General features: G+C 40.4%; 6 protein-coding genes and 1 pseudogene. All 7 read left to right on the top strand.

The window, feature by feature from the left end; translation table 11 throughout:
* Positions 1–271 precede the first annotated feature (271 nt).
* Positions 272–1,048: a protein-glutamate O-methyltransferase CheR gene (locus LD39_RS03065; protein ID WP_035542777.1), complete on the top strand. Its 777-nt coding sequence runs from the start codon at positions 272–274 to the stop codon at positions 1,046–1,048.
* A gap of 148 nt (positions 1,049–1,196) precedes the next feature.
* A complete protein-coding gene (gene aroC, locus LD39_RS03060) occupies positions 1,197–2,366 on the top strand; it encodes a chorismate synthase (RefSeq protein WP_035542776.1) in 1,170 nt (389 codons plus the stop codon).
* Positions 2,367–3,446, top strand: a complete 1,080-nt coding sequence (aroB, locus tag LD39_RS03055) for a 3-dehydroquinate synthase (protein ID WP_035542775.1) — start codon at positions 2,367–2,369, stop codon at positions 3,444–3,446. It begins immediately after the preceding gene.
* Complete coding sequence (aroH, locus tag LD39_RS03050) at positions 3,443–3,805, top strand: chorismate mutase (protein WP_035542774.1); 363 nt, start codon at positions 3,443–3,445, stop codon at positions 3,803–3,805. The genes aroB and aroH overlap by 4 nt, the downstream gene beginning before the upstream one ends.
* A gap of 14 nt (positions 3,806–3,819) precedes the next feature.
* Positions 3,820–4,914: a histidinol-phosphate transaminase gene (gene hisC / locus LD39_RS03045; protein WP_035542772.1), complete on the top strand. Its 1,095-nt coding sequence runs from the start codon at positions 3,820–3,822 to the stop codon at positions 4,912–4,914.
* Positions 4,914–6,014 carry a prephenate dehydrogenase gene (locus LD39_RS03040; protein WP_197061382.1) on the top strand — a complete coding sequence of 367 codons (1,101 nt, stop codon included), beginning with the start codon at positions 4,914–4,916 and terminating at the stop codon, positions 6,012–6,014. Before hisC ends, LD39_RS03040 begins: the two co-directional genes overlap by 1 nt.
* Positions 6,015–6,026: 12 nt before the next feature.
* Positions 6,027–6,346: pseudogene (locus LD39_RS03035) on the top strand (3-phosphoshikimate 1-carboxyvinyltransferase); the annotation flags it as partial.

Here is a 6,346-nt window from a genome sequence, read left to right as displayed (position 1 = left end):
GTCATCCCCGCAGGAAAGCGAGCTGCTTCCCAAACAACCCTAACTCTCACTACAGCAACGAACCCCGGTTATCTCGAAATCGAGTCTTCCACAACCCTGCACGTTTATGGAACGATCTAAACGATACATTAGGAATGGTACAGTAGCCGTTCATTCAATGAAGTGTATTTAAAGAACTTAAGGTTTCTAGTAGAATATAGAGAAAACATTTTACAACTTAAAAGCGTTGAAGTAACCTTAAAGGAACAAGATAGTAAGGAGTTTCGGTTACATGACCAAGGACTATACGCAATTTGTAAACCACATACATACTCGCACAGGAATTGATCTCTCCTTATATAAAGAAGCCCAAATGAAACGACGCCTTACTTCTCTGAGGGATAAGCGAGGTTTCCCTGATTTTAATACTTATTTACTTTCAATGAGTAAAAATCCAAAATTGCTTGAGGAGCTTTTGGATCGAATGACAATTAACGTATCGGAATTTTATAGAAATAAAAGTCGTTTCGATGTGTTAGAGAAAAAAGTGTTGCCGTACCTTCTAAAAAGGAATAAGCGATTGAAGATTTGGAGCGCTGCCTGCTCGACAGGAGAGGAACCGTACACTTTAGCAATGATTTTAAGTCAATACATGCCTTTATCCAAAATTGACATCATCGCAACTGACCTTGATGAAAAAGCATTAGATCAGGCAGAAACGGGCATTTACCCCGACAGAGCTTTGAGTGAATTATCACCATCGCTTAAACAGAGGTTCTTTCAACAAGAGGGAACCTTTTACAGGCTGAAAGATGAACTAAAAAGCTGTGTAACATTCAAAAAGCACAACTTATTGGCGGATAGGTATGAAGTGAATTGTGATCTGGTTGTCTGCCGAAATGTATTGATCTATTTTACAGAGGATGCAAAGAATTCGATTTATTTAAATATCAGTCGTTCACTTAATCCTGGAGGGATTTTGTTCGTAGGCAGTACCGAACAGATTTTTTCTCCGAATAAATTCGATTTCGAAGTGTTTGATACATTTTTTTACAAGAAAGTGGTGTGACTCTATTAATAAAACGCTTTCTTAATTCTTTTTAAAAAAATTGAATATTTAAAGAACACAAACATAAATGCTTATGATATAGTAATACGTAAAATTTATTGCTGATACTGCATTAAGTGTCTATACATCTGATAGGAGGACTTTGTTCATGCGTTATTTAACCGCTGGCGAATCACATGGTAAACAATTAACAACCATCATTGAAGGAGTACCGTCTCATCTACCACTTTTAAGAGATCAAATAAACGAATCACTGATCCGTCGTCAAGGTGGCTATGGGCGTGGGAAACGTATGCAAATTGAAAAAGACCTTGTAGAAATCACAAGCGGTGTACGTCACGGTTATACGATGGGTTCACCAATCACATTAGTCGTACATAATGATGATTTCAAACATTGGACTGACATCATGGGGGAAGACCCTCTTCCGGAAGATACAAAAGATATTCGCCGGACCGTAACCAAACCTCGTCCCGGGCATGCGGATTTAAACGGCGGAATGAAATACGGCCACAGAGACATGAGGAATGTCCTTGAGCGCTCGTCTGCAAGAGAGACGGCAGCTCGTGTAGGAGCTGGTGCTGTGGCGAAGGTTCTGTTAAGCGAATTAGGGATAGAAGTGTCAGGATATGTACGAGAAATTGCCGGAATCGTAAGTGACGTCGATGAAAACCTTACATTAAAAGAACGCAGAGAAATTTCAGAAGCTTCTCCAGTAAGAACATTTGATGAAGACGCGGCTGAAAAAATGATGAAGGCAATCGATGTAGCTAAGAAGGAAGGGGATTCCATCGGTGGTGTCTGTGAAGTTTATGTAGAGGGAATGCCACCAGGAATCGGTTCTTATGTGCAATACGATCGTAAATTGGATGCTAAAATTGCAGGTGGTGTCATGAGTATCAACGCATTCAAAGGCGTGGAATTCGGTATCGGCTTTGAAGCAGCTAGAAGGAACGGAAGCCAGGTACATGACGAAATTTTATGGAGCGAAGAACGCGGCTATTACCGCCGGACCAATCGTTTGGGGGGATTTGAAGGCGGCATGACAACAGGGATGCCAATCGTTGTAAAAGGGGTTATGAAGCCAATCCCAACGCTTTATAAACCGCTGCAAAGTGTAGATATCGATACGAAAGAACCATTTAATGCAAGTATTGAACGTTCTGATTCATGTGCCGTCCCTGCAGCATCTGTTGTTATGGAACATATTGTAGCTTTTGAGCTAGCGAAAGCCATCACTGATGAATTCCCATCAGACTACTTCCCTCGGTTAAAACGAGCGGTTGATGATTACCGTCAGGAAGTAAGGTCGTTTTAAATGACCTCTCTAATGATACAATCGAGTACCCATGATTACGAAGTTGTTTTACAAGCGGGAATTCGTCACGAATTATCTCACCATATCAATGACACTTATAGAATGGTTTTAGTAGTGACGGACGATAAAGTTGCTCAATACTACTTGGATGAGGTCACAAACAGCCTGAAGGAACATTACGAGGTCCATACATCCGTCGTACCTTCAGGAGAGTCTTCGAAAAGCATGGCTCAATATGAAAAATTGCTCGATGATTGCTTTGAGGCTCAATTGGATCGAAAATCCTTAATTATCGCTTTAGGTGGAGGAATGGTTGGCGATTTAGCCGGCTTTGTCGCTTCTACTTATTTACGAGGTATCGATTTTATTCAGATGCCGACGACGATACTTGCTCACGACAGCAGTGTTGGTGGTAAGGTTGCTATTAACCATACAAAAGGTAAAAATTTGATTGGTAGTTTCTATAATCCTGTTAAAGTTATTTATGATATAGAAACACTGACCACCTTGCCAGAAGAAGAAATTCGTTCAGGCTACGGAGAGGTAATCAAGCACGCTTTATTATCCGATGAGGATTGGGTGAAGGAATTATTCCAACTATCCTTGCCGTTATTAACAACAGAGCAGCTTACTGATGACTTGACTAAAGGAATACGGGTAAAGGCTGACATTGTCGAGAAAGACGAGAGGGAACAAGGGTTAAGAAGACACTTGAACCTCGGACACACGCTTGCCCATGCGATTGAAACGGAGCTTGGTTACGGTGGAATCACCCACGGAGAAGCCGTCGCTATTGGTATAGCATTCTCTTTACAATTAAGTGAAGCTAAACTAACTTCCAGTTTACCTGTGAAAGATTATGTAAATTGGATTAAGAAAAATGATTATCCATTTCATACATTAAAAGGGCTAGATACTGATCGGTTGATTGAGCGTATGAAATGGGATAAAAAAGCAGTCTCTCAAAACATCCATTATGTTTTGCTTACAAGTGTCGGTTCTCCTTGTGTCATGCCTGTAGGAGAAGAAGAACTTACCGATGAACTCAACCGTTTCTTCAGAGAGGTGATTTATTCATGATGCGCGGAATAAGAGGAGCGACCACAGTTGAGAGAAACGAGGCCAATGAAATCATTGCTCGATCTGTTGAACTTTTAGAAGACATGGTAAAACAAAATCGCTTTATGCCTGAGGACGTATCGTCAGTATTCTTCACTGTAACGGAAGACATCAATGATGCATTTCCTGCCAAGTCATTACGTCAATTGGATGGTTGGACCTACGTTCCGGTTATGTGTATGACGGAAATTCCAGTACCTGATAGTTTACCGTTATGCATTCGAGTGATGGTAACAGTGAATACGGAAAAGGGGCAAAAAGAAATTAAACATATTTATCATAACGAAGCTAAACAACTAAGACCTGATTTAAAGAGTTGAGAGGAGTTTTCCAGATGAAAGCTAAAGACATTCTTAAAACGATGAAACCTTATAAACCTGGGAAGGGAATTGAAGAAGTAAAAAAAGAGTTTGGGTTGGAGAGGATTGTGAAGCTTGCTTCAAACGAAAACCCAAATGGATTTTCTCCCAAAGTGAAAGAAGAATTGCCAAAGTTAATCTCTAAACTGGAAATCTATCCTGACGGTTATGCTGCTGCAATTAGAAAACGAGTCTCTGAGTTCATTAATGTCGACGAAGATCAACTTATTTTTGGAAATGGTTCTGATGAAGTTGTACAGATTATATGTCGTACTTTCCTAGAACCTGGATCCAATACTGTTATGGCGACACCAACTTTCCCTCAATACCGTCATAACGCATTGATTGAAGGAGCGGAAGTTCGAGAAGTTCCTGTCGTTGAAGGACATCATGATTTAGAGGAAATGCTTTCACAAATTGACTCTCAAACGAGAGTGCTTTGGATTTGTACACCCAACAATCCAACAGGGGTACATATTAACAAGGAAACGCTCCAGTCTCTTCTTGAACGTGTACCGGACCATGTACTTGTCGTCCTTGATGAAGCTTATTATGAATATGTAGAAGCAGATGATTTCTTTGATTCGCTGTCAGAATTGGATCACTATCCGAATTTGATGGTATTGCGTACATTTTCAAAAGCTTACGGTCTTGCTGGATTAAGAATCGGTTATGGAGTAGGAAACTCTCAAGTCATTCAGTTATTAGAACCTGCCAGAGAGCCTTTCAATACTTCTACTGTAGCTCAGGCTGCAGCTATCTTAGCATTGGATGACCAGGAATTCATAGAGAATTCTTTAGAAGAGAATCGGAAAAATAAACAATCATTGATGGAGTTTTGTGAGGAGCAGGGACTATCCTACTTCGATACTCAAGCGAACTTTTTGTTGATCCACCTGCCTATTAGTGGTGATGAAATGTTCAAACACCTTATTTCTAAAGGTTTCATTGTACGATCTGGTGAAGCACTTGGCATCCCGAACTCGATTCGATTGACGATCGGCAAGAAAGAAGATATGGAAAGAATCCAGGAGGAAATGAAACAAAAGTTGGATTCAGGTGTGAAATAATGAAGGAAACAGTTCTGATAGTCGGACTTGGGTTGATCGGCGGTTCGCTAGCCATGAATGTATCTGAAAAAGATGATGTTTTTGTAATCGGTATGGATAAAGATCAAGAAACCGTGAACATGGCTCTTAAACAGGGGGTTATTCATCAAGCCTCTAAAAACTTCCACAATGCTGTGAAAGAAGCGGATGTCTTGATTCTCGCTACTCCCATATCTATCACAATTGATCTTTTGAAGCAGTTGGAGCAAATGGAGTTAACAAAACCTTTGCTGGTTACCGACGTTTCTTCGGTGAAAAATAAGGTGTTGGAAGCTGCCAATCAGCTTACAGACCCGCAATTTTCATTTGTTGGTGGGCATCCAATGGCTGGTTCTCACAAACAGGGCTATACTGCTGCTAAGCCTCATTTATTTGAGAATGCGATATACGTGTTAACGCCCTCAGTACACGCTACAGAAGCCGAAGCAGAGAAATTGAAGCATCTTTTCTCGAAAACAGGAGCAAGATTTCTCACATTTTCAACAAGGGAGCATGACGAAATGACTGCCGTTATCTCTCATTTCCCACATCTAATTGCTTCTTCTTTAGTTCATCAAGCTAGAGAATGGCAAAAGACGCATCCTTATATTGAACATTTAGCAGCCGGAGGATTCAAAGACATAACTCGTATTGCTTCAAGTAACCCAAGGTTATGGCAGGACATCTTTTTTCAAAATCGCTCTTTGCTTATTTCCATGCTTGACGACTGGATAGAGGAGATGCAGACCGTAAGAACTTATTTGAAAGATCTGGACATTGAACAAACGTATCAATATTTAGTAGAAGCTAAGCAGTATAGAGACGGACTGCCGGTTCGTGAGAAAGGAGCTATCCCTTCTTTCTATGATATTTATGTGGACATTCACGATCAGCCGGGCGCAATTCATGATGTTATTGGCTTACTTGCTCAAGAGAGCATAAGTATTAAGAACATCCAGATTCTTGAAATTCGTGAGGGAATTACGGGTGTGTTACGAATTAGTTTTGCTACCAATGAGGATCAAATTGATAGTAAGAAGTTACTTGAAAGTTATCAATACGAAGTGATGTTAGAACAGTAAGGGGTTGATAGAGTGTCAGTTATCAAACTAGAACCTTCTAATAGCGGACTGAATGGAAATTTAAAAGTTCCTGGAGATAAATCGATCTCCCACCGTTCTGTCATTTTTGCCTCATTAGCTGAGGGGAAGTCTAGAATCACAAATTTTCTTACAGGTGAGGATTGTTTAAGAACGGTCAACGCATTTAGGAGCTTAGGTGTAAATATTGAACAAAATGAGGATGAATTGATTATCCACGGGAAAGGCATTGAAAACTTAAAAGAACCCATAGTTCCGATCAATTTTGGTAATTCAGGAACGACTGCCCGTCTTATGAGTGGTGTACTGGCTGG

Source organism: Halobacillus sp. BBL2006 (assembly GCF_000786645.1).
In the GTDB taxonomy this organism is placed as follows: Bacteria; Bacillota; Bacilli; order Bacillales; family Halobacillaceae; genus Halobacillus.
Note: the sequence above shows the minus strand (reverse complement) of the source record. Positions and strands in the feature narration are given on the sequence as shown.